Origin of the sequence: Sphingomonas sp. SORGH_AS_0789, from assembly GCF_031453055.1 — a bacterium.
GTDB lineage: Bacteria > Pseudomonadota > Alphaproteobacteria > Sphingomonadales > Sphingomonadaceae > Sphingomonas.
The window spans coordinates 1,534,628-1,556,500 of the sequence record NZ_JAVIYV010000001.1 but is presented as its reverse complement, the minus strand read 5'-3'; the positions used below and the strand labels follow the sequence as shown (position 1 = coordinate 1,556,500).

19 protein-coding genes and 1 tRNA gene are annotated in these 21,873 nt (G+C 68.6%); 7 read left to right on the top strand and 13 right to left on the bottom strand.

Annotated features, from left to right (window positions below):
• Nucleotides 1–173 precede the first annotated feature (173 nt).
• Nucleotides 174–248, bottom strand: a tRNA-Val gene (locus QE360_RS07250).
• 45 nt (nt 249–293) lie between these two features.
• Nucleotides 294–671: a cell cycle two-component system response regulator CpdR gene (cpdR, locus tag QE360_RS07245; RefSeq protein ID WP_307104665.1), complete on the bottom strand. Its 378-nt coding sequence runs from the start codon at nt 669–671 to the stop codon at nt 294–296.
• Nucleotides 672–771: 100 nt separating this feature from the next.
• On the opposite strand from cpdR, the gene QE360_RS07240 reads away from it, so the two are divergent.
• Nucleotides 772–1,629 (top strand): N-formylglutamate amidohydrolase, encoded by an 858-nt coding sequence (locus QE360_RS07240; protein WP_309700408.1) that lies wholly within the window; start codon nt 772–774, stop codon nt 1,627–1,629.
• Between the two features lie 303 nt (nt 1,630–1,932).
• Here QE360_RS07240 and QE360_RS07235 read toward each other — a convergent pair whose 3' ends face one another.
• The 3 genes from QE360_RS07235 to QE360_RS07225 form a co-directional block, all read right to left on the bottom strand.
• A complete protein-coding gene (locus QE360_RS07235) occupies nt 1,933–2,472 on the bottom strand; it encodes a cytochrome b (RefSeq protein WP_309700406.1) in 540 nt (179 codons plus the stop codon).
• A 3-nt stretch (nt 2,473–2,475) separates the two neighbouring features.
• Complete coding sequence (locus QE360_RS07230) at nt 2,476–3,249, bottom strand: SapC family protein (protein ID WP_307101322.1); 774 nt, start codon at nt 3,247–3,249, stop codon at nt 2,476–2,478.
• Nucleotides 3,250–3,324: 75 nt separating this feature from the next.
• Nucleotides 3,325–4,749 carry an FAD-binding oxidoreductase gene (locus tag QE360_RS07225; RefSeq protein WP_309700404.1) on the bottom strand — a complete coding sequence of 475 codons (1,425 nt, stop codon included), beginning with the start codon at nt 4,747–4,749 and terminating at the stop codon, nt 3,325–3,327.
• 66 nt (nt 4,750–4,815) lie between these two features.
• On the opposite strand from QE360_RS07225, the gene QE360_RS07220 reads away from it, so the two are divergent.
• The 3 genes from QE360_RS07220 (at nt 4,816) to QE360_RS07210 (ending at nt 7,051) form a co-directional block, all read left to right on the top strand.
• Nucleotides 4,816–5,265: a hypothetical protein gene (locus tag QE360_RS07220; RefSeq protein WP_309700402.1), complete on the top strand. Its 450-nt coding sequence runs from the start codon at nt 4,816–4,818 to the stop codon at nt 5,263–5,265.
• A 144-nt stretch (nt 5,266–5,409) separates the two neighbouring features.
• Nucleotides 5,410–6,825, top strand: a complete 1,416-nt coding sequence (locus QE360_RS07215) for a DEAD/DEAH box helicase (RefSeq protein WP_309700400.1) — start codon at nt 5,410–5,412, stop codon at nt 6,823–6,825.
• Nucleotides 6,826–6,829: 4 nt separating this feature from the next.
• Nucleotides 6,830–7,051, top strand: a complete 222-nt coding sequence (locus tag QE360_RS07210) for a DUF1289 domain-containing protein (protein WP_309690770.1) — start codon at nt 6,830–6,832, stop codon at nt 7,049–7,051.
• A gap of 158 nt (nt 7,052–7,209) precedes the next feature.
• Here the strand turns inward: QE360_RS07210 and QE360_RS07205 are convergent, their stop codons facing one another.
• Complete coding sequence (locus QE360_RS07205) at nt 7,210–7,977, bottom strand: enoyl-CoA hydratase/isomerase family protein (protein WP_309700398.1); 768 nt, start codon at nt 7,975–7,977, stop codon at nt 7,210–7,212.
• 574 nt (nt 7,978–8,551) lie between these two features.
• Between QE360_RS07205 and QE360_RS07200 the strand changes: the two genes are divergently transcribed.
• Together QE360_RS07200 and QE360_RS07195 are read left to right on the top strand one after the other, a co-directional pair.
• A complete protein-coding gene (locus tag QE360_RS07200) occupies nt 8,552–9,979 on the top strand; it encodes a glucoamylase family protein (protein WP_309700395.1) in 1,428 nt (475 codons plus the stop codon).
• Between the two features lie 28 nt (nt 9,980–10,007).
• Complete coding sequence (locus QE360_RS07195; protein ID WP_309700393.1) at nt 10,008–10,787, top strand: SDR family oxidoreductase; 780 nt, start codon at nt 10,008–10,010, stop codon at nt 10,785–10,787.
• Between the two features lie 6 nt (nt 10,788–10,793).
• On the opposite strand, the gene rarD is transcribed toward QE360_RS07195, so the two are convergent.
• From rarD to QE360_RS07165, 6 genes are all read right to left on the bottom strand, one after another.
• On the bottom strand, nt 10,794–11,687 hold the full coding sequence (gene rarD / locus QE360_RS07190) for an EamA family transporter RarD (protein WP_309700390.1): 894 nt from the start codon (nt 11,685–11,687) through the stop codon (nt 10,794–10,796).
• A 215-nt stretch (nt 11,688–11,902) separates the two neighbouring features.
• Nucleotides 11,903–13,201 (bottom strand): dihydrolipoamide acetyltransferase family protein, encoded by a 1,299-nt coding sequence (locus QE360_RS07185; RefSeq protein ID WP_309700389.1) that lies wholly within the window; start codon nt 13,199–13,201, stop codon nt 11,903–11,905.
• Between the two features lies 1 nt (nt 13,202).
• The gene (locus tag QE360_RS07180; protein ID WP_309704097.1) at nt 13,203–14,210 is read right to left on the bottom strand and encodes an alpha-ketoacid dehydrogenase subunit beta; all 1,008 of its coding nucleotides are present in this window, start codon (nt 14,208–14,210) and stop codon (nt 13,203–13,205) included.
• 190 nt (nt 14,211–14,400) lie between these two features.
• A complete protein-coding gene (locus QE360_RS07175; RefSeq protein ID WP_309690782.1) occupies nt 14,401–15,696 on the bottom strand; it encodes a 3-methyl-2-oxobutanoate dehydrogenase (2-methylpropanoyl-transferring) subunit alpha in 1,296 nt (431 codons plus the stop codon).
• A 223-nt stretch (nt 15,697–15,919) separates the two neighbouring features.
• Nucleotides 15,920–17,899: a sialate O-acetylesterase gene (locus QE360_RS07170; RefSeq protein ID WP_309700387.1), complete on the bottom strand. Its 1,980-nt coding sequence runs from the start codon at nt 17,897–17,899 to the stop codon at nt 15,920–15,922.
• Between the two features lie 93 nt (nt 17,900–17,992).
• Entirely contained in the window at nt 17,993–18,850 is an 858-nt protein-coding gene (locus tag QE360_RS07165; protein ID WP_309700385.1) for an endonuclease/exonuclease/phosphatase family protein, read from the bottom strand.
• A 187-nt stretch (nt 18,851–19,037) separates the two neighbouring features.
• Here QE360_RS07165 and QE360_RS07160 point away from each other — a divergent pair, with 187 nt between their 5' ends.
• A complete protein-coding gene (locus QE360_RS07160) occupies nt 19,038–21,152 on the top strand; it encodes a TonB-dependent siderophore receptor (RefSeq protein ID WP_309700383.1) in 2,115 nt (704 codons plus the stop codon).
• 36 nt (nt 21,153–21,188) lie between these two features.
• Here the strand turns inward: QE360_RS07160 and QE360_RS07155 are convergent, their stop codons facing one another.
• Complete coding sequence (locus QE360_RS07155; protein WP_309700381.1) at nt 21,189–21,872, bottom strand: Fe2+-dependent dioxygenase; 684 nt, start codon at nt 21,870–21,872, stop codon at nt 21,189–21,191.
• Nucleotide 21,873: the final 1 nt, after the last annotated feature.

Sequence of the window (21,873 nt, the reverse complement as noted above, 5' to 3'; positions counted from 1 at the left end):
ATCGCTACCGGTCCCAATCCGCTGGCAAGGCCGCCCTAGCGCCTCCGAGGCCCTCGTGAGCCCGGATGTTCCACTCGGCATGACACGCAAAAGGCACGCAAAACCTTGACGCGCAACTCGGGGGGCTGAAAACCAAAAACCCCGCTAAGCCGTTGGCCTAGCGGGGTTTTCGATGGTGGGCGTGGCAAGGATTGAACTTGCGACCCCTGCGATGTCAACACAGTGCTCTACCACTGAGCTACACGCCCGCCGGAGGCCGGCCAATTAGCCGGGGTGTGGGGGGCTGGCAAGCCCTAAATTGCACCATCGACCGAATTTGTCTGAAAAAGGCGATCCACCTCCATCACCAGGTCGCGCAGGTGGAAGGGTTTGGACAGGACGCGGGCGTTGGGAACCGCCTGCCCGGCCTTCAGCGTCACCGCCGCAAAGCCGGTGATGAACATCACGCGCAGGTCGGGCACCATCACGGCGGCGCGCTGGGCCAGTTCGATGCCGTCCATCTCGGGCATGACGATATCGGTCAGCAGCAGGTCGAACCGTTCGCTCTCCAGCAGCGGGATGGCCGCCGTGCCGCGATCCACCGCCGTCACCCGATAGCCCGAGCGGGTCAGCGCCCGCGTCAGATATTCGCGCATGACCTCATCGTCTTCGGCCAGCAGGATGTGAAGCATCTCTTGATCCCGATTCATGTGGCGGCCGTTCTAGCGGCCAGGCCGTTAAGATTTCCAGACCATTGCTTGCCTTGCCGCCCCACCATAGGATCATCCGCCAATGGCCCAAGCGAACCCCGGCCCCTGCTATGACGGTTACGGGCTGGCCCTGCCCGCCGGTCCGGTCGTGCTGTCGGTGCCGCATGGCGGGCGGGACTATTCCCCGGCGCTGGTCGCCGCGCTGCGCGTGCCGCCGTCCGCGCTGATGGCGCTGGAGGACCGGCTGATCGACCGGGTGGCGATGGCGGCGCGCGGCGACGAGCCGATGCTGATGCAACGCACTCCGCGCGCCTGGATCGACCTGAACCGCGACGAGGGCGAGCGCGATCCGCTGATCGATGCGGGCGCGCGGATCGGCGGGCGCAGTTCGGCCAAGCTGCGCAGCGGGCTGGGGCTGGTGCCGCGCCGGACCGCCGGGCATGGCGACATCTGGGCGCGGCGCTTCACCGATGCCGAGATCGGCGCCCGGATCGAGACGGAGCACCGGCCCTATCACCAGGCGCTGGCGGCCTGTCTGGCGGCGGTCCGGGCGCGGTTCGGGGTGGCGGTGCTGCTCGACCTGCATTCGATGCCGCCGCTGGGCCGCGCGACGGTCAGCCCCCGGGTGGTGATCGGCGACCGGCACGGCACGACCGCCGAGCCCCGCTTCGTCCGCCGGATCGAGGCCGCCGTGCGCGGGCTGGGCGTCGCCGTCACCCGCAACGCGCCCTATGCGGGCGGCCATATCGTCGAGCGACACGGCGATCCCCGCCGCGGCATCCATGCGATCCAGCTGGAGCTGGACCGTTCGCTCTATCTCGATGCCGCGCTGGAATCGCCGGGCGAAGGCTTCGACACCACCGTCGCGCTGGTCCGGGGGGTGATCGCCGCGCTTGGCGCCGAGGCGCTGGGGCAGGTCCTGCCGCTCGCCGCCGAATAAAAAACCACCTCGCGCAAGGGGGAGAGCGCGAGGTGGCCAAGGTTCAGGGAGGAGACACGCTGAAAGCGTGTCATACGACACCGCGAAAGGGGGGACACGATGCCGTACAGGGTATAAATAAGAAGGGGCCTATTTGGTTCAACCCCGCCCCCCGCAATTCGTCATTTTTTCGTAACGGGTCGTGGGATGCGCCGGCCTGACGGAGGGGTGTCCCGTTCTGCGAGGGCGCCGACCGATCTCAGGCGGCCACACCCCTCCACCATGCTTGGCATGGTCTCCCTTCCCTTGCAGGGGAGGAAAAGCTCAGCGCGTGCGGAAGCTCATGCGCGCGAGCAGGCCGTCGCGCAGCAGATAGTGATGGCGCAGCGCCGCCGCGACATGGATCGCCACCAGCGCCAGCATCGCCCACCCCAGAATCTCATGCGCCTCATGCCCCAGCCCGGCGGCAGCCTTGCCGATGGGCAAGGGCGGCACGTTGAACAGCCCGAACCAGCTGACGGGACGCGGGACGTCGCGGCCCGATCCCATCGCCCAGCCGCTCACCGGCATGACGATCATCAGGGCATAGAGGGTCATGTGCAGCGCATGGGCGCTGCCGCGCGCCCAGGCCGGGACCTCGGCGGGCAGCGGCGGCGGGCGATGGCCCAGCCGCCAGAGGATCCGGCCGACGGTCAGCGCCAGCACGGTCAACCCGATCGCCTTGTGCAGCGGGATGGTCCCCGGCAACAGGCTTTCGTGGAGCAGGCCGATCGCCAGATTGGCGACCACCAGGACCGCGATCGCCCAGTGAAAGGCGATCGCGACATGGCTGTACCGCGCCGTCGCGGCGACCGGCCCGCCCATGGCTTAGCCGATCGGCTGAAGCTGCGGCTGGGGCATCTTGCCCAGCTGCATCTGGCGCGAGAAGATGTCGCGCATCAGCGAGAGCGAGAAGAGGTGCGCATAGAGCAGCGGGAGCATCCCCGACTGGCTCATCTTGCGCAGCTGGTCGCCGCGCAGGTCGACCAGCTTCTCTTCATTGACCATCTGGAAACCGCGATAGACGAAGGGCTGCTCCGCGCCGTCGGGCTGGATCGAGACTTCGCCGTCCATCAGCAGGCCCATCTCGACCAGTTCGGCCATGAAATTCTGCGTGCGGGCACCGGCCTGTTCGAACGATTCGTTGAACGCCAGGATGTTCTTGGTCAGCTCGCTGGGCTGGCCGTTGTCGAACAGCGCGTCGCCGTCGTCGAACGCCCCGATGGTCGGCGAGGTCGGGTCGAAGCAGAGCGACAGCTCTTCGGCCTCGGGACGCAGGCGCGCCAGCATGTACGGATAGCGGCGGACATAGGCGGGGACGTAGAAATTCGTCTCGGTCAGACGGCCCTCGTCGCTGACGAAGACGTTGACGCCTTCGTTCAGGCCCATCAGCGCGAGCGGGATCGGCGCCTCGCCAACCGAAAAGACGATCGGCATGAAACGCTGGACCAGCGGGAATTCGTCGACGGTGACGGGGATGGCATGCTGGCCGGCGAGGAAGGGCGCCGTTTCCTGCGGACGGACCTTGTAATTGGCGTGAGCCTCGCTCGAAAGCGGCTCCAGGCCGTTATAGAAAAGCGGAAGGGACGGCGCGCTGGCCATGATAATCTCCAAAAAACGCGTTCACGCGAGCCCCCCGGCCGCGTGTCGTGGCCTCGTGTCTATGGGGCCGGGGCCTTATGCGCAAGCGACGAGCTTGCCCGGATTGAACAGGCCGTGCGGATCGAGCGCCGTCTTGATGGCGCGGATCGCCGCGACCCGTTCGGGCGAGAGGCGGGCGAGTTCGTCGCGCTTCATCTGGCCGATGCCGTGTTCGGCCGAGATGGTGCCGCCCGCCGCCGTCACCAGGTCGTGGACGAAGCGGGTGATGGTCGCGGCCTGTTCGGCATAGAAACGGTCGCGGTCGGTGCCGGGCGCGGCGCGGACATGGAAATGGATATTGCCGTCGCCCAGATGCCCGAAGCCCGAGGCATGGGTGCCGGGGAAGCGCGCGTCGCACGCCGCCGCCGCCTCGACCATGAAGCGCGGCATCGCCTCGACCGGGACCGCGATGTCGTGCTGCACCGCCGGGCCCAGCGCGCGCTCGGCATCGGACAGCGAGTGGCGGAGCAGCCAGAACGCCTCGCCCTGCGCGTCCGATGCGGCGATCACCGCATCGGCGACCACCCCGTCCTCCAGCGCGGCGGCCAGTTGCGCCTCCAGCATCGCGGCCGGATCGGCGGCGGGGTCGCCCGTCACCGCCTCGATCAGCACGTGCCAGGGATGCGGCCCGGCCAGCGGCGCGCGCGCGCCGGGGAGATGCGCGACGGCGGCGGCCAGGCTTTCGGCGGGCAGTATCTCGAAACTCTCGATCATGTCGGTCGCGGCCTGCAACCGGCGCAGCAGCGACAGGCCCGCCGCCGGATCGGACAGCCCGACCCAGGCGGTCGCATGACCCGCGATCGCCGGGGCCAGCCGCAGCGCGGCGGCGGTGACGATGCCCAGCGTCCCCTCCGCGCCGATCAGCAGCTGTCCCAGGTCATAGCCGCGATTGTCCTTCTTCAGCGCGGACAGCCCGTCATAGAGCGACCCGTCGGGCAGCACCGCCTCCACCCCCAGCGTCAGCCCGCGCATCGTCCCGAAGCGCAAGACCTGCGTGCCGCCCGCATTGGTCGAGACGAGCCCCCCCACCGTCGCATTGCCCTTTGCCCCCAGGGTCAGCGGAAAGCGCCATCCTTGCGCCTCGGCGGCGTCGTGCAGCTCGGCCAGGATCACCCCCGCCTCGGCGATCGCCATGCCCGCCTGCGCATCGATGCGGCGGATGCGGTTCATCCGGCGGGTCGACAGAATCAGCGCCGAGCCGTCCCCAGGCGGGGTCGCGCCGCCGACCATCGAGCTGTTACCCCCCTGCGGCACCAGCGGCACCCGGTGTTCGGCCGCGGCGCGCAGCACCGCCTGGACCTGCGCGGTATCGGCGGGGGCCAGGATCGCGGGCGCATGGCCGGAGAATCGCCGCCGCCAGTCGATCTCCCAGGGGGCGATCCGTTCGGGATCGGTGACGATCCCCTTGTCGCCCAGCAGGGGGCGAAGTGCGGCGATCATGGCGGTCTGGCTGGAATTCATGCCCCATCCGCTAAAACAGGTTCAGGAAGTGTTCAACGACCGCTGCTATGAGCGGGTCCCGCTGACATGCTGCGCCGCCCTTGGACACTTGCCGCCGCCACTCTGGCGACGCTGGTAACGCCCGCCTTGCTGGGGGCGGCCGATCCGTCATTTCCGCAAAGGCACTTCGCCCAGGTCATGATCCGCGAGCGGGTCATCGTCCGGGTGCCGCGCACTCCGATGCGGGTGATGACGCCGACCCGGTGGAAGGAGCGCAAGGGCCCCCGCTGCATCCCCGCGCAACAACTGGCGGGCGCGCTGCCCGGCGAGGAGGGGACGGTCGACATCGTCCTGGCGGGCGGCAACCGGGTGCGCGCCCATCTGTCGCGCGCCTGTCGGCAGATCGACTATTACGCCACCTTCTATATCCGCCCCGGTGCCGACGGCCAGATTTGCGCGCGACGCGATCCGATCCGGACGCGGGCGGGCGGCACCTGCGATATCCAGCGCTTCCGCGCCCTGACGCCGGCGCGCTGACCATCGCCGCCCTGTCCGGCAAGCGGGTGATTCACGACCCGAACGCGGCAAAAACTTGACTTTTGCCGTCAAATCCGCAAGCGCCTACCCTTGCTGGGCGAGCGCGGGGCGATTCCCACTCCACGCCATATTCCGGAAAACTGCATGAGCTTTGCCGATCTCGGCCTCTCCGACGAACTCCTGAAGACGGTCCACGATGCCGGCTATACCGAGCCGACACCGATTCAGGCGTCCGCCATCCCCTCCGTCCTGATGATGCGCGACATCATCGGCATCGCACAGACGGGGACGGGCAAGACCGCTTCCTTCGTCCTGCCGATGATCGACATCCTGGCGCATGGGCGCAGCCGCGCGCGCATGCCGCGCAGCCTGATCCTGGAGCCGACGCGCGAACTCGCCGCGCAGGTGGCCGAGAATTTCGAGAAATACGGCGCCAACCACAAGCTCTCCATGGCGCTGCTGATCGGCGGCGTGTCGATGGGCGACCAGATCAAGGCGCTGGAAAAGGGCGTCGACGTGCTGATCGCGACGCCGGGCCGGTTGATGGACCTGTTCCAGCGCGGCAACATCCTGCTGACCGGCTGTTCGATGCTGGTCATCGACGAGGCGGACCGGATGCTCGACATGGGGTTCATCCCCGATATCGAGGAAATCTGCACCAAGCTGCCCAAGCAGCGCCAGACCCTGCTCTTCTCCGCGACGATGCCGCCGCCGATCAAGAAGCTGGCCGACAAGTTCCTGGAAAGCCCCAAGACGATCGAGGTCGCGCGTCCCGCCTCGACCAATATCAACATCGCGCAGTTCGTGGTGCCGGTCGCGCCCCAGTCGTTCGAGAAGCGCAAGCGGCTGCGCCAGCTGCTGGGCCAGGAGGAGGTTCGCACCGCGATCATCTTCTGCAACCGCAAGACGACGGTGCGCGAGCTGAACAAGTCGCTCAAGCAGCACGGCTTCCGCTCGGGCGAGATCCACGGCGACATGGAACAGCCGCAGCGGCTGGCCGAGTTGGAGCTGTTCAAGCGGGGCGAGATCAATATCCTCGTCGCCTCCGACGTCGCGGCGCGCGGGCTGGACATCAAGGGCGTCAGCCATGTGTTCAACTTCGACGCGCCCTGGCATCCGGACGATTATGTCCACCGCATCGGCCGTACGGGTCGCGGCGGCGCGACCGGCACCGCCTATACCTTCGTCGCGCCCGACGATGCCGAGAATCTCGAGAATATCGAGAAGCTGACCGGCCAGACCATCGACCGGCTGGAACTGCCCGCCCCCGCCGAGGAGGAGCGCCCCGGTCGCCGTCCGCGTCGCGAGCGCGGCCAGCGCGCCGCCGAGACGCCGGTCGAGGCCGCCCCCGCCCCCGAGCCGGTCGAAGAGGCGCCGCGCGCCCGCGCGACCCGCGAGCCGGAGCCCCGGCAGGAGCAGCCCCGGTTCCAGGAGGCGCGCCCGCCGCGCGGCGACGAGCGGCGTCGCGACCGCCGCCGCTCCAACGCCGACGAGGCGCCCGATGACGGTGGCTGGAACGGCCCGATCCCGGACTTCCTGAAGGTTTCGTTCGGGATCTGATCCCATGTCGCTCGACATCATCAGCTTCGTCGAACCGGAACCCGCGAGCATCGCCAGCCCCTGCGTGCTGGTCTGCACGATGGACAAGGCGACGGGCTGGTGCCTGGGCTGCGCGCGGACGATCCGCGAAATCTCGAACTGGAGCGCCAAGCCGCCCGAGGAACGCCGCGCGATCCTGGCCGCCCTGCCTGCGCGCAAGGCGGAACTGGCGGCGAAGCAGGGCTGAGGGGCGGCGGGCCGTGCGCCGCGCCCCCTACCCCACCGCCCGTTCAGCCTGAGCGAAGTCGAAGGCCACGCTAAACCGCCGCCCCGCGCTTCTGGCGGCGTGATTCCCTTGGCCTTCGACTTCGCTCAGGCTGAACGGCGGGTCGGAATTGCCGCCCCCTATCGCCCCACGAACCGCCCCGGCCTGCGTTCGCTGACCGCGCGTACCCCTTCGGCGAAATCCTCGGTTCGCATCAGCCTGGCCTGCTCGGCGAGTTCATGGTCGGTCGCCGCCTCGACCAGTGCACGCAGGTCGCCGCGCAGCGTCCGGCGGGTCGATGCCACCGCCAGCGGTGCGCCCGCCGCGATCTCCCGGGCCAGCGCCAGGGCCGTCTCGTCCAGCCGGTCGGGCGGCACCAGCTGGTCGACCAGCCCCCAGCGTTCGGCCTCGTCCCCCCGGATGCGCCGCCCGGTGAGCAGCATCATCGCCGCGCGCTGCCGCCCGATCACGCGCTCCAGCACCGCCGAGATGCCGAAGCCGGGATGCAGCCCCAATGCGACGAAATTGGCCACGAACCGCGCCTCGGGAGTGGCCACCCGGAAATCGGCGACCAGCGCCAGCCCCAGGCCTGCGCCCACCGCCGCCCCCTGCACCGCCGCCACGACCGGCGTGGCGACCCCGAACAGACGCGCCGCCGCGACATAGAAGGGACTGCGCGCGCCCGGCGGCAAAGGCTCCGCCACCGGGTTGGCATTCACCAGGTCGGCCCCGGCGCAGAAGACCCGACCTTCGGATCGAAGAAGGATCGCCCGGATATCGGGATCGCGATCCGCCAAATCGAACGCATCGCCTAATTCGGAAATGGTTCCCAGCCCCAGATGATTATATGGCGGATTCCGTAGCGTCAGGACCGCCACCGCCGCGTCACGCCGAAATTCAACTGTCATGCCGTCCTCTTAGCGCGGTTTCCACGCGAACCGCCAGCACCATACCCGTTGCTCGAAAGACACAGGATCACCGCTTTAACCCAAGGTCCATCGACAAGGGCTTGAGCGGGCGGCCAAGACAGGATTAAGAGCCGTTCATGTCAGAATGACCGGCCGAAAACAGGTCGGCATCAGGCATCGGAAGCTGCAAGGCTTCGTGCCGGGAGAGGATGCCGGGCGGCTCGGTGGCGAGCCGCCCTTTCCCCTTTTTGCGATCATCCCATCGCCGATGCGCCCGCCCGGATCGGGCAGGGCCCGCCCCGTACCGATTCGGCGTCTCGGCCGTCCGGCAAAGTAACCGGTTACATTTTTTTATTCGCATGGCTGGACGGGCATGCCCGCATCGGGCCGCCCGGCCGCCCCCATCATACTGTATCGCCGACATATTTCGCTCGGCACGGCGTCCGGGACGCCGGGGTCGGCCATGCCCCCTCCTGCTCTTCCCCGTGAAGGGTCGTTCCGGCTAGGTTGCGGGCCATAACGACCGGGCCGGGTCCAGAACGGCACGGCACCAGAAAAGAAGCAAGGAGAGACCATGTACGACCGCCGCGGCGTCCTGAATCTGGGCGGGCTGAGCCTCGTCGCCCTGATAACGGGATGTGCCGGGCCGCAGAGCCGGGTGAGCGCGCCGCGCATCATTCCGCAGGTTCAACCCGACCTGATCCGCGATCTGCAGGAACGCACCTTCCGCTTCTTCTGGGAAACGACCGATGCCGAGACCGGCCTCGCCCCCGATCGCTGGCCGACGCCGTCCTTCGCCTCGATCGCGGCGGTGGGCTTTGCGCTGACCGCCTATCCGGTCGGCGTCGTCAATGGCTGGATCACCCGCGAAGAGGCCCGGCTTCGCACGCTGACCACGCTGCAATTCTTCGCCGATGCGCCGCAGGGGCCGGGCGAGACCGGGTTCAGCGGCTATAAGGGCTTCTTCTACCATTTCCTGGGCGTCACCAAGGGACAGCGCTTCGCCCGGTGCGAGCTGTCGACGGTCGACACCGCGCTGCTGATGGGCGGCGTGCTGTTCGCGCAAAGCTGGTTCGACGGCGATCATCCCGACGAGGTCCGCATCCGCGCGCTCGCCGACCGGATCTACGGCGCGGCCGACTGGACCTGGATCACCCCGCGTGCGCCCTTGCTGTCGATGGGCTGGCACCCGGAGACGGGGTTCATCAAGTCCGACTGGGACGCCTATAATGAGGGGATGCTGCTCTATCTGCTGGCGCTGGGCTCCCCCACCCATCCGCTGCCGGAGGGGACGTGGCAGGCCTGGTCCAGCCGGTTCGAGCCGAGCTGGTCGGATCGCTGGGGCCAGCCGCATCTCCATTTCGCGCCGCTGTTCGGCCACCAGTACAGCCATGTCTGGGTCGACTTCAAAGGCATCCGCGACGGCTATATGGCGGGCAAGGGCATCGACTATTTCGAGAACAGCCGCCGGGCCGCCTATGCCCAGCAACGCTATGCCATCGAGAATCCGGGCCGTTGGCGCGGCTATGGCGCGGACATCTGGGGGCTGACCGCGTGCGACGGGCCGGGCGACTTCATCCAGACGATCGACGGCCTGCCGCGCGAATTCTACAGCTATTCGGCGCGCGGGCCGGGCGAGCGCGACGACGGCACGCTGGCGCCCACGGCCGCCGCCGCGTCCATCCCCTTCGCCCCCGACATCGCGATTCCGGCGGTGCAGGCGATGCACGACCGCTATGGCCAGGGCATCTACGGCAAATACGGCTTTCTCGATGCGTTCAACCCGACGCTGACCAACCCGCCCGAGCCGTTGAAACATGGCGAGATCGTCCCCGGCATCGGCTGGGTCGACAAGGATTATCTGGGCATCGACCAGGGCCCGATCGTCGCGATGATCGAGAATCACCGCACCGGCCTGATCTGGAAGACGATGCGACGGAACCCGCACCTGCGGCGCGGATTGCAAAGGGCGGGATTCACCGGCGGCTGGCTGAACGGATAGGGACGGCCGCGCGATTTGGGAGGCGGCCATGACCGACACCATCCTGATTACCGGCGCATCGGCCGGGCTGGGCGCGGATTTTGCGCGCGCGCTGACGAAAAAGCCGGTGACCTTGGTCCTGACCGCCCGGCGCACCGACCGGCTGGCCGCGCTGGCGCAGGAGCTGGGACAGAGACCGGGGGTGGAGATACATGTCGTCTCCGCCGATCTGGGACGGCCGGAGGGAGTGAAGACCTTGCTCGACGGGGTGGCGGATCGCGGCTTGCATATCGATACGCTGATCAACAATGCCGGTTACGGCGCGCTGGGCCCTTTCGCGGACGGCGATCTGGCGACGCAGCTGGGGATGATCGACCTGAATGCCCGTGCGCTGGTCGCGCTGACCCATGCGCTGCTGCCCCCGATGCTGGCGCGCGGGCGGGGTGCGGTGCTGAACGTCGCGTCCACCGCCGCCTTTCAGCCGGGGCCCTATATGGCGGTCTATTATGCCAGCAAGGCGTTCGTGCTGCACTTCTCCGAGGCGCTGCACGAAGAGGTGAAGGGGCGCGGCGTGACCGTCACCGCGCTGTGTCCGGGGCCGACCAGGACCGAGTTCGCCGATGTCGCGGGCATGGCGCAGACGCCGCTGTTCGAACGCTTTGCGGGCACGTCGGACCAGGTGGTGCGCGACGGGCTGGATGCGCTCGGCCGGGGCCAGGCGGTGATGGTGTCGGGGCTGCTCAACCGGCTGACCGCCGCCAGCACGCGGGTGGCGCCGCGCGGGGTGCTGCGGCGCGCGGTCGCGAGATTGCAGAGCGGGCGGCGGTGAGCCGATTTACTCGGCGGTGACAGGCGTCCGGCTCCCCCGCACGCTGTCAAAGGCATAGAGCGCGCACCCCGCCCAGATCAGCGCGAAGGTGACGATGTGCACGGGCTTGAGCGGCTCGCCGAACAGCAGCACCGCCTGCGCGAACTGCAATGTCGGGGCTAGATATTGCAGCAGCCCCAGGGTCGAATAGCGAAGCCGCCGCGCCGCCGCCGCGAACATCAGCAGCGGCGCCGCGGTCACCGCCCCCGCCAGGATCAGCAGCATGTCGAGATGCCGGTCCACCCCGAATGCCGCCGTGCCGGTGGCGCTGGCCTGCACCAGCACCGCCAGCGCGGGCGCGGCCAGCAGCAGCGTCTCGATGGTCAGGCCGCCCAGCGCGTCGATCGCGGCGACCTTGCGGACCAGGCCATAGAATCCGAACGACAATGCCAGCGTCAGCGATATCCAGATCGCCCCGCCCCCGCTGATCGCCAGCACCGCCACGCCCAGCGCGGCGATGCCCACCGCCACCGCCTGTCCCCGCCGGATCCGCTCGCCCAGCAGCACGACGCCCAGCGCGACGTTGATCAGCGGGTTGATGAAATAGCCCAGGCTCGCCTCGAGCACATGGTTGTTCTGGACCGACCAGATATAGACCAGCCAGTTCACGGCGATCAGCGCGGCGCTGGCGCAGAGCAGCAACAGGGTACGCCCGCGCGCCGCCGCCAGGATCGCCCGCCCCCGCCGCGCGACCAGCACGACCAGCGCCAGCAGCAACAGCGACCACAGGATGCGATGGGCCAGCACCTGAAGCGCGGGCACGCCCTTCAACAGCTTCAGATAGAGCGGCAATATGCCCCAGCTGATATAGGCCCCGATGCCGAGCATCAGGCCGGTGCGGGCGTTATGGTCGGTCGTCATGCCGCCCCTGTTCCACGCCGGGGGCGCGGTTGGCAAGGCTTGGTCGGCGCGCGACCCTGGCGTCCGCCCGTCTGCGAGGACCGGGCGGGTGGCCGGTGGATGGGGTCATGCGTGGCCTTCGACTTCGCTCAGGCGGAACGGAGGTGGGGAATAGTTACCCACAGAGGTTCAGCTTGAGCGAAGTCGAAGCGCACGCCCTCACCCCGGATCGACCCTCAATCCGCGAACAGCATCACCGGCGTCTCCAGCAACCGCTTCAATGCCTGGACATAGCTTGCCGCGTCATAGCCATCGACGACGCGGTGATCGCAACTGATCGACAGGTTCATCAGCTTGGCGCGCGCGATCGTCTCGCCGCCGCGTCCGTCGGGGCGGAAGACCGGCCGCTCGACGATACGGTTGGGCCCGATGATCGCCACCTCGGGCCGGTTGATGACCGGCGTCGTCGCGATCCCGCCGAGCGGCCCGAGCGAGGTCAGCGTGATGGTGCCGCCGCCCATGTCGCCCCCGGCAATGCTGCCGGTGCGCGCCGCATCGGCCAGCCGCGCGATCTCCGTCGCCAGCTGCCAGACATTGCGGCTCTCGGCATTTCGGATGACGGGGACCATCAGCCCGGCGGGGGTCTGGGTCGCCATGCCCATATGCACCGCGCCCGCTCGGGTCACGACGCCCGCCTCGTCGTCATAGCGCGCATTCAGCATCGGGAAGTCGGGCAGCGTCTTGCAGATCGCGACGATCAGCAGCGGCAGCAGCGTCAGCTTGGGCCGATTGCCGCGCCCGGCATTCAGCTGCGCACGGGTGTCCTCCAGCGCGGTGACGTCGATTTCCTCGACATAGGTGAAATGCGGGATGGCGCGCTTGGAGGCGGCCATGTTCTCGGCGATGCGGCGACGCATACCGATAACGCGGACTTGCTCGTCGGCGCGGGGGGTGCGGGCGGGGGTATAGCCCTGCCCCGAACCATAACGCAGGAAGGCGTCGAGATCCGAATGGCGCACCCGGTCGCCCTCGGCGGGCTTCACGCTGGCGAGGTCGATACCCAAGTCCTGCGCCCGCGCACGGACAGCTGGAGACGCGAGCACCTTCTTCTGCTCCCTCTCCCCTTGTGGGAGAGGGCCGGGGTGAGGGGGCGGCGCCGCAAGCCGAAACCCCCGTGGCTCCCCCTCACCCCGGCCCTCTCCCACAGGGGGAGAGGGAGTTTGCGCTTCTTCGACGCCGGGGTTCTCGGCTTCGAGCACTGCCTCTTCCGTCGCGGGCGACGCGGCCTCGACCACGTCCGTCTCGATCACCATCAGCGCCGATCCGATCGGCACCTGATCGCCGACCTCGCCCGCCAGCTCGACCACCGTGCCGGACACCGGCGATTCCATCTCGACCGTCGCCTTATCGGTCATCATGTCGGCGACCGACTGGTCCTCCTCGACCCGGTCGCCCAGCTTAACGTGCCAGGCGACGATCTCGGCCTCGGAGATGCCTTCGCCGATATCGGGCAGGCGGAAGGTGAAACGGGCCATGTCAGGCGTCCTTCAACAAGGTCTTGAGCGCCTGGCCGATACGGACCGGGCCGGGGAAATAGGCCCATTCCAGGCTGTGCGGATAAGGCGTGTCGAAGCCGGTCACGCGCGCGATCGGCGCTTCGAGATGATAGAAGCAGCGTTCCTGGACCAGCGCGGACAGCTCCGCGCCGAAGCCCCCCGTCCGCGTCGCCTCGTGCACGATCATGCAGCGGCCGGTCTTCTTCACCGATTCCTCGATCGCCGCGATGTCGAGCGGGATCAGCGTGCGCAGGTCGAGGATGTCGGCATCGACGCCCATCTCCGCGACCACGGCGGCGCAGACATGGACCATCGTGCCATAGCAGAGGATCGTCACCGCCTCGCCTTCGCGCACCGTCGCCGCCTTGCCCAGCGGGATGCGGTAATAGCCGGTCGGCACCGCGCCGCCGGGATGCTTGGACCAATTCTCCGCCGGGCGATCCCAATGGCCGTTGAACGGGCCGTTATAGATGCGCTTCGGCTCGAAGAAGAGGACGGGGTCGTTGTCCTCGATCGCGGCGATCAGCAGGCCCTTGGCGTCATAGGGGGTGGCCGGGATCACCGTCTTGATGCCCGAGACATGGGTGAAGATGCCCTCCGGCGACTGGCTGTGCGTCTGACCGCCGAAGATACCGCCGCCAAAGGGCGATCGCACGGTGATCGGCGCGGTGAACTCCCCCGCCGAGCGATAGCGCAGCCGCGCCGCCTCCGACACGAGCTGGTCGAGCGCGGGGTAGATATAGTCGGCGAACTGGATCTCCGGCACCGGGCGCAGGCCATAGGCGCCCATGCCGACCGCGACGCCGATGATGCCGCATTCGGTGATCGGCGTGTCGAACACGCGGGTCTTGCCATACTTCTTCTGCAGGCCGGCGGTCGCACGAAAGACGCCGCCGAAATAGCCGACATCCTCGCCCATCACGACCACATCCGGATCGCGCGCCATGACCACGTCCATGGCGGAGTTGATCGCCTGGATCATGTTCATGCGGATGGTTTCGCCCGCCTGTTCGAAAGTCTCGGTCATGGTGTCGCTCACTGTCCCTCTCCCTTTGGGAGAGGGAAGGAGGCGCATAGCGCCGGGAGGGTGAGGGTGGGACGTAAGGCGAGGATACCCTCACCCTCCCACTCGGCGGTGCCGAGCGGGCCCCTCCCTCTCCCGATGGGAGAGGGGAAATTCACTTGCGCGCCCATGGCCGTCCGCTCGCTTCTTCCTCGTCGAGCATCTGCTGGCGCTGCTCGCGCAAATGCCAGGGCATCTCCTCGAACACGCCGTCGAACAGGCTGTCGAGCGGCTGGTGCAGGCCGTGGCCGAGAATCCCGTTCGCCTCGGCCGCCTTTTGCGCGGCGCGGACTTCCTCGGCGACCTCGCGGTCCTGGGTTGCGTGGCGCTCCTCGTCCCACTCGCCCAGCGCGATCAGGTGATCCTTCAACCGCCGGATCGGATCGCCCAGCGGCCACGCCGTCGGCTCGCCCGCCGAGCGATATTGCGTGGGGTCGTCCGAGGTCGAATGCCCCTCGGTGCGATAGGTGAAATGCTCGATCAGCGTCGCGCCCTGGTTGGTCCGCGCGCGCTCGGCGGCCCATTGGGTGGCGGCATAGACCGCCAGCGCGTCATTGCCGTCGACCCGCAGGCCCGCAATGCCATAGCCGATCGCGCGCGCAGCAAAGGTCGTCGCCTCCGCGCCCGCGAAACCGGAAAAGCTGGAGATCGCCCATTGGTTGTTGACGACGTTCATCACGACCGGCGCGCGATAGACGGCGGCGAAGGTGCAGGCCGAGTGGAAGTCGCCCTCCGCCGTCGAGCCCTCGCCGCACCACACGGCGGCGATCCGGGTATCGCCCTTGGCGGCCGAGGCCATCGCCCAACCGACGGCCTGCGGATATTGGGTGGTGAGGTTGCCGGAGATCGAGAAGAACCCGGCCTCTTTCGCCGAATACATGATGGGCAGCTGCTTGCCGCCCAGCCGGTCCGCGCTGTTGGAATAGATCTGGTTCATCATGTCGACCAGCGGCCAGTCGCGCGCGATCAACAGCCCCTGCTGGCGATAGGAGGGGAAGCACATATCCTCATAGTCGAGCGCATGGGCGGCGGCGACCGCGACCGCCTCCTCGCCCAGCGCCTTCATGTAGAAGCTGGTCTTGCCTTGGCGCTGTGCGCGGAACATGCGCTCGTCGAAGGCGCGGAGCAGGACCATGTGGCGCAGCATACGGCGCAAGGCATCGGGGGAAAGCCGGGGGTCCCAGGGACCGACCGCGCGGCCCTCGTCATCCAGCACGCGGACCAGCGTATAGGCAAGTTCGTGGAAGCTGTCGGCGGGCGCGGCGGTGTCCGGGCGGCGTTGCGCTCCGGCGGGGGGAACCTCGACACCGGCGAAGTCGACCGCATCGCCCGGCCGGAATTTCGGCTCGGGCACATGCAGTCGCAACGGGGCCAGGTTGGCGCGCGAAATGCCTTCTGGCGGCACGGCCATGCTCTCTCCTCAACGCTTCGCCCGATTCCATCGGGTCGTTGCTATCTTTCAACCCGATGGAATTTTATTTCAAGCGCCTTTTGTGGCGGCTCAACGGGTTGCAGGCAGGACATGGCGAAGGGCCCAGCCACAAACACCGTCATCCCAGCGCAGGCTGGGATCTTCGGCAAGGATCGTCGTCATCCGCAAAAGGCCCCAGCCTGCGCTGGGGCGACGGGTTGCTCTACTGGTCGGTGATCACCGCCTCGAACGGGACCACCGGATGCGGCGCTTCGTCATAGAGATTGACCACCGGCGCGTCGGCCCAGGCATAGCGGACGCGGACATCGCCGGGCCTGGCATCGGCCAGCCGCACCTCCGACCCGTTCACCGTCGCGTTGGCATAGCGACAGGCGGTGGCGCCACACAGCTCGAACCCGATCGGCGCCGCCGCGCTCCAGGCGTGGAGCGCACCCTGCACGCCGGTGAAGCGCAGCACCACCTCGCTTTGCCCCCGCGTCGCCGAGGCGATCATGGGTCCGGAGGCATTGGCGCGGTCGCCCGCCTCCAGATGCGTCTGCGCAAAGACCAGCCGCTTGGCCAGTTCGTTCTTGTCGGCGGGGTGGATGTCGTTGCGCACGCCGATATCGACCGTCGTGGCCAGCGCGCTGTGCGGATCGCGCAGCACCGCCAGACGCTGCGTCTCGCGCAGCGCCGCCCAGCCGCTATCCTCAATCCGGACCGGCGGCGCACCGTAATTGGCGAGCTGCACGATCAGGAAGGGCAGCGCCGGATCGCCGAACTGCCGCCGCCAGCCCGCCATCAGGAGCGCCAGCCGATCGCCATAATCGGCGCGCCCCACATCCGATTCGCCCTGATACCAGGCGACACCCTTCAGCCCGATCGGCCCCAGCGGCGCGATCATGCCGTTATAGAGCGTGCCGATCCCCGCATGGCTTTCCCAGGGGCTGCGCGGATAGCTCTGGTCGTCGCGCTTGTAGACCGAATAGCGCCAGCCGGTGCCGAGCGGAATCGGCGCTCCCCCGGCGGGGGTGAAGCGGATCCGGTCGGCCGGGCCGAACATGCCGCCCGGCCCATAGCCGTCGCCCAGCCCCACGACGATCTCGTTGCGCCCCTTCCGAAGCGCCGCGCGGGGCACGGTGTAGCGGCGCCAGTCGCCCCAGCCGAAGGTCGCGCCCACGACCACCCCGTTGACCCAGACCGTGTCCATCTCGTCGATCCCGGCCAGCTCGACCACGCCGTCGCCGGTCGGGGCCTGGGCCAGATCGAAGCCCTGCCGGAACCAGACCAGCCCGTTATAATCGGCCAGCGCGGGCACGCCCCAATCCTCCCACGGGCTGAATTTGGGCACCGGGGTCCAGTTCAGGCGGTCGGGCGCGTTCCAGGGCTCCTGCCCCGCCCTGGTCCCGCTGGCCTTGCGCCACCACTCGCCCCAGCGGCCGCCGAAGGCGCGGAGCCCGGCGGCATGGTCGCGCGCATAGAGCGCCAGAAGGTCGACATCGGCGGCCAGACCCGGCAGCTTGCGCGCATCGATGCCGGGGATCCACGGAATGATCTTGGTCCCGCCCCAGCTCGAATCGATCGCGCCCATCGGCACCCTGGACTTCGCCGCGAGATCCTTGACCATCAGATAGCAGGCGGCGGAAAAATCGGCGACGCTGGCGGGCGCGGCGGCGGCCCAGACCGGGCGCTTCTCCAGCGCCTCCTCGGGCGACAGGCCGACATGATGCGCGATGTCGAGCAGGCGGATGCGGTCGTCGGCCGCGCCCTTGACCAGCATCTCGCCGTTCAGCGCCTGCTTGGTCGGATATTCCATGTTCGACTGGCCCGAGCACAGCCAGACATCACCGATCAGCAGATCGTCCATCGCATCGGTCGCGCCGTCCTGGCCGGTCGCGGTCAGGGTCAGCGCCGCGCCGCCCGCCGCCATTGCGGGCAGGGTCGCGCGCCAGCGACCCTGGCGGTCGGCGGTGGCATCGGCGCTGTTGCCGCCCAGTGTGACCTTCACCCGCTCGCCCGCGTCCGCCGTCCCCTCGACGATGATCGGGCGGTCGCGTTGCAGGACGGCATGCGCACTCATCGGGGTCAGGATGCGCGGCCGTGCCTCGGCCATGACCGGCCAGGCGATTGCCGCCCCCAGAGCCAGCGCCAGAATCGCCCGCCGCCCGGCGCCAGACCGTGATTGCCCTTCGCGCATCGTCATCCCTCTCCTGTCCCGTCGGGCCGCCGGTTCGCGGCCATCGGATTCCGGCGGGAGCATAGGAACGGGCAAATGATAACGCTATCGCAAAAGACGTTACCGGCCGTGCCTCGCCGCGAAGGACAGGGTGGCGCGGACCGGGAAATGATCCGACGGATAGGTCGCGCCCCGGTGCCAGCGATCGGTCGCGATATGGTCCGCGCGAAAGCCGCGCAGGAACAGATAGTCGATCCTCCGGTCGGGCGTGCCGGTAAAGTCGTGAAAGGTCATCTCCGGCCCTTCGCGCCCGGCGGCGCTGGTCCAGGCATCGGTCATCGCCCCCGCCAGCGTGCGATAGGCGGCGCTGTCGGGCCGGGCGTTCATGTCGCCCGCCAGCACCACCGGCAACCCCTGCGCCAGTGCGGGCAGCCGCGACAGGATCAGCCTAGCGGCACGGTCGCGCGCCTCGGCATCCTCGTCGCGGTGCGGCAGATGCGTGTCGACGAACAGGAAGCGGCGGCGCTCCGCCCCCTTCGTCTCGAACACGCCCCAGTTCGCCATGCGCGGCAGGTCGGTGCCCCAGCTCCGGCTGCCCACCATGTCGGGCGTGTCCGACAGCCAGAAATCGCCATGCCGGATCAGGGTCAGCCGGTCGGGGCGATAGAAGATGCCCATATGCTCGTCGTCATGCCCCCCGCGCCGGTCGCGCCCAAACCAGCGATAGCCGGGCAGCGCGCGGGTCAGGTCGTCGCCCTGCCGCTGGAGCAGTTCCTGCGTCCCGATCAGGTCGGGCGCGGCGCGGCGGATGAGCTCGACCATCACCGGCCGCCGCGCCGCCCAGCGCTCCGCCCCCTCGTCCGAGGCATAGCGGACGTTGAACGTCATGACCTTGAGCGGCTTTGCCCAGCCGCTCAATGGGGCGAACGCTGCGGCCAGCGCCGCCGCATGGGAGATGATTCGCCAGAATCCGGTCATTTCATGATCCTCCATCGCCATGGCCGCCCGGAAGTTGCCCGAGTCCCGACCGTCATGCCCCAGGCGCATGACAGCGCGGCATGTCAGCGGCGTGACAGGTAACGCTATCCCGTCATCACTTCATGATTGAGAGTTATTAGCATTATCGATATGGCGCGCCCGAAATCGATTGATGTGGGGGCTTGTGATGATGTCGAAGGCGATGGGACGCGCCATGCTGCTGGCCGGGGCGATGATGGCCCAGGGCGTTCAGGCGCAGACCGCGTCGGCACTGCGGGGCGGTGGGGCGGTGCGGGACGATGCGACGGACCGCACCGATATCGTCGTCACCGGCCTGCGCGACGCCAATGCCAGCATCACCGGCACCGACGCGTCGCCCGCCCGCTATCCCCAGAGCCTGCGCGTCATCGACCGCGCGCTGATCGACCGGCTGGGCGCGACGCGGCTGGACGACACGATCGACCTGGCGGGCGGGGTCGCGCGGCAGAACGACTTTGGCGGGCTGTGGGACAAATATTCGATCCGTGGCTTTGCGGGGAACGAGAATAGCGGCCCCGACATCCTCATCAACCGGTTCAACAGCAACCTGGGCTTCAACGCGCCGGTCGACACCGCCACGGTCGAGCGGTTCGAATTCCTGAAGGGCGCCGCCGCCGCGCTGTCGGGGCTGGGCGAGCCCGGCGGTTCGCTCAACATCGTCACCAAGACGCCGACCACGACGCTCCAGGGCGAAACCTCGCTCAGCTATGGCAGCTGGAACCGGCTGCGCGCGACCGGCGACATCAGCGGCCCCGTGACCGATACTTTGGCCGCACGACTGATCGGCGTGTCCGAACAGGGCGACAGCTTCCGCCAATTCGTCCACACCGACCGGCTGCTGCTCGCTCCCTCGGTCTCGTTCACCCCGAGCCAGGACCTGCGGTTCCTTTACCAGGCCGAGTTCATGCGCAACCGCGCGCCGATCGATCGCGGCGTGGCGGCGATCAAGGGCAATGCGCGCGCCATGGACCGCGACACCTTCCTGGGCGAGCCCGCCGATGGCCGGATGACCCAGCGCATGCTGTGGCAGCAGGGCAGCGTCTTTGCCGCGCTGTCCGACCGCGTCTCGCTGGAGGCCGGGCTGTCCAGCCGCGACGGCTTCCTGACCGGCTATGCGACCCAGCCCGATTTCGGCGCGCGCGGGGTGCAGGCCGATGGCCGGACGATCGGACGGTCGCGGCGCTTCCACGATTTCCGCTGGCAGGACCTGACCGCGCGGGCCGAGCTGACCGCGAAACTCGACTGGCTGGGCCTGTCGCACGAGCTGCGCATCGGGGCCGACCGGGTGCGCCACGGCATGGATTTCCGCATGGACCAGGCGCGCGGGCGGCCGGGTGCGCCGATCCTGACCATCGACGCCTTCGCCCCCGTCTATGGCCAGCCCCTGCCCGTGCCGACCGCGTTCCAGAACCGCCACCACTCCTTCCGCAGCGAGAGCATCTATGCGCAGGACCTGATCCGCTTCGGCGATTTCACCGCGCTGATCGGCGCGCGCTGGAACAGCTTTCGCGAGACGATGGTGAACCATGTCCGCGGCGATCTGCGGCTGGATACGGTGGATCGCGGCATCACCCCGCGCGCCGCGCTGAGCTGGGCGGCCAGCCCGCGCTTCTCGTTGTTCACCAGCTGGGGCCAGTCGCTGCGCCTGAACCCGTCGGACGGGATCAGCAGCTTCGATGCCGAGCGTAGCGAATCCACCGAGATCGGCGCGAAATATGCGCTGTTCGACGGCGCGCTGACCGGCCAGACCGCGCTGTTCACCATGACCAAGCGCAACGTGCTGAACCCCAATGCCACCGACGTCTTCACCAAGACCCAGATCGGCCGCCAGCGGTCGCGCGGGGTCGAGACGGTGGCCGACCTGCGGCTGGCCAGCGGGCTGACCGGCACGGCGACCTACACCTACACCGACGCCACGGTGCGTAATGACAAGAACACCGCGCTGATCGGCACCACGCTGTCCAACGTCCCGAAGCATCTCGCCGCGCTGGACCTGCATCAGCGGGTGGGGGCGGTGACGGTCGGCGGCGGCGTCACCCATGTCGGCGCGCGCAACGGCGACCCCTTCGCCAGCGGCTATCGCCTGCCCGCCTATACGATCGTGCGCGCCGATGCGACCTGGGCGGTGACGCCGCGCTTCGACGTGCGGCTCGACCTCGAGAATCTGTTCGACGTCTATTATATCAGCAGCAGCTATGCCGATGTGTGGACGATGCCGGGCGCGCCGCGCAATGTGCGGGTGACGCTGCGCGGGCGGTTCTGAAGCCTCGTCGCCCCGGCCCGGACCGGGGCGATCCGCTCAGGCGTCGGCCCAGCGGCGCAGCAGATTGTGATAGACGCCGGTCAGCTCGACCACCGATCGGTCCCCCTGCCCCTTCTCCGCCCCGACCCGCTGGATCGCGCGGTCGAGGTCGAACAGGATGCGCCGCTCGCCATCGTCGCGGACCATCGACTGGATCCACAGGAACGACGCGACGCGGCACCCGCGCGTCACCGGCTCGACTCGGTGGAGGCTGGAGGCGGGGTAGAGCACCGCATCGCCCGCGCCCAGCTTCACCCGCTGTTCGCCGAACAGATCCTCGACCACCAGTTCGCCGCCGTCATAGGCGGAGGGGTCTTCGAGGAACAGCGTCAACGACAGGTCGCTGCGCATGCGGAAATCGCTGCCGCGCTTCAGCCGAACCGCATTGTCGACATGCACGTCGAACGCCTGCCCCCCGGCATAGCGGTTGAACAGCGGCGGATAGACCTTCAGCGGCAGCGCCGCCGCCACGAACAGCGGCGAGCGGCCCAGCGCGTCGAGGACCATCCGCCCCGCCTGGGTGGCGGCGGCGGAGTCCTCGGGCAGTTGCGCGTTGCGCTTGGCGAGCGCGGCCTGCGGGCCGGAGGTGGCGTTGCCGTCCGCCCATTCCCCCGCATCGACGATCGCGCGGACCTGCGCCACGCCAGCAGGATCGAGGACGTTGGGGATGGCGATCAGCATG

Excerpts from the sequence above, each read along its gene's own strand:
- cpdR (WP_307104665.1), bottom strand. The coding sequence starts at position 671 with ATGCTTCACATCCTGCTGGCCGAAGACGATGAGGTCATGCGCGAATAT.
- QE360_RS07240 (WP_309700408.1), top strand. The coding sequence starts at position 772 with ATGGCCCAAGCGAACCCCGGCCCCTGCTATGACGGTTACGGGCTGGCC.
- QE360_RS07235 (WP_309700406.1), bottom strand. The coding sequence starts at position 2,472 with ATGGGCGGGCCGGTCGCCGCGACGGCGCGGTACAGCCATGTCGCGATC.
- QE360_RS07230 (WP_307101322.1), bottom strand. The coding sequence starts at position 3,249 with ATGGCCAGCGCGCCGTCCCTTCCGCTTTTCTATAACGGCCTGGAGCCG.
- QE360_RS07225 (WP_309700404.1), bottom strand. The coding sequence starts at position 4,749 with ATGAATTCCAGCCAGACCGCCATGATCGCCGCACTTCGCCCCCTGCTG.
- QE360_RS07220 (WP_309700402.1), top strand. The coding sequence starts at position 4,816 with ATGCTGCGCCGCCCTTGGACACTTGCCGCCGCCACTCTGGCGACGCTG.
- QE360_RS07215 (WP_309700400.1), top strand. The coding sequence starts at position 5,410 with ATGAGCTTTGCCGATCTCGGCCTCTCCGACGAACTCCTGAAGACGGTC.
- QE360_RS07210 (WP_309690770.1), top strand. The coding sequence starts at position 6,830 with ATGTCGCTCGACATCATCAGCTTCGTCGAACCGGAACCCGCGAGCATC.
- QE360_RS07205 (WP_309700398.1), bottom strand. The coding sequence starts at position 7,977 with ATGACAGTTGAATTTCGGCGTGACGCGGCGGTGGCGGTCCTGACGCTA.
- QE360_RS07200 (WP_309700395.1), top strand. The coding sequence starts at position 8,552 with ATGTACGACCGCCGCGGCGTCCTGAATCTGGGCGGGCTGAGCCTCGTC.
- QE360_RS07195 (WP_309700393.1), top strand. The coding sequence starts at position 10,008 with ATGACCGACACCATCCTGATTACCGGCGCATCGGCCGGGCTGGGCGCG.
- rarD (WP_309700390.1), bottom strand. The coding sequence starts at position 11,687 with ATGACGACCGACCATAACGCCCGCACCGGCCTGATGCTCGGCATCGGG.
- QE360_RS07185 (WP_309700389.1), bottom strand. The coding sequence starts at position 13,201 with ATGGCCCGTTTCACCTTCCGCCTGCCCGATATCGGCGAAGGCATCTCC.
- QE360_RS07180 (WP_309704097.1), bottom strand. The coding sequence starts at position 14,210 with ATGAACATGATCCAGGCGATCAACTCCGCCATGGACGTGGTCATGGCG.
- QE360_RS07175 (WP_309690782.1), bottom strand. The coding sequence starts at position 15,696 with ATGGCCGTGCCGCCAGAAGGCATTTCGCGCGCCAACCTGGCCCCGTTG.
- QE360_RS07170 (WP_309700387.1), bottom strand. The coding sequence starts at position 17,899 with ATGACGATGCGCGAAGGGCAATCACGGTCTGGCGCCGGGCGGCGGGCG.
- QE360_RS07165 (WP_309700385.1), bottom strand. The coding sequence starts at position 18,850 with ATGACCGGATTCTGGCGAATCATCTCCCATGCGGCGGCGCTGGCCGCA.
- QE360_RS07160 (WP_309700383.1), top strand. The coding sequence starts at position 19,038 with ATGATGTCGAAGGCGATGGGACGCGCCATGCTGCTGGCCGGGGCGATG.
- QE360_RS07155 (WP_309700381.1), bottom strand. The coding sequence starts at position 21,872 with ATGCTGATCGCCATCCCCAACGTCCTCGATCCTGCTGGCGTGGCGCAG.